This is a genomic window from Mesorhizobium sp. WSM4840 (assembly GCF_055811755.1).
Window position 1 is genome coordinate 1 of the sequence record NZ_JBVVQD010000148.1, and the last position, 262, is coordinate 262.

General features: G+C 56.5%; 1 protein-coding gene. It reads left to right on the forward strand.

The genetic code is table 11. The features are described from left to right. Nucleotides 1–9: 9 nt before the first annotated feature. A partial coding sequence (locus AC0L3I_RS37080; protein ID WP_473530248.1) for a YncE family protein occupies nucleotides 10–262 on the forward strand: 253 nt, incomplete at its 3' end.

The window sequence follows — 262 nt, forward strand, 5'->3', positions numbered from 1 at the left end:
GTAGAGGGAGTGAATGACATTGTGCAACTATTACGAGATTTAGGTGGATCTTGCCTCGCGCTGAGACGTTGGGCAAGGACCCGGGTCTATGTCGCCAACGAGAACTCTTCAAACATCTCGATCATCGACGCCGCGTCGAACTCCGTGATCGGCACGGTCGGGGTCGGAAGCGCCCCCTCCGGCATCACGATATCTTCGGACGAAAGCCGGATCTATATGGCCAATCAAGGCAGTGGCAGCGTCACGGTGATCGTTGCAGCGT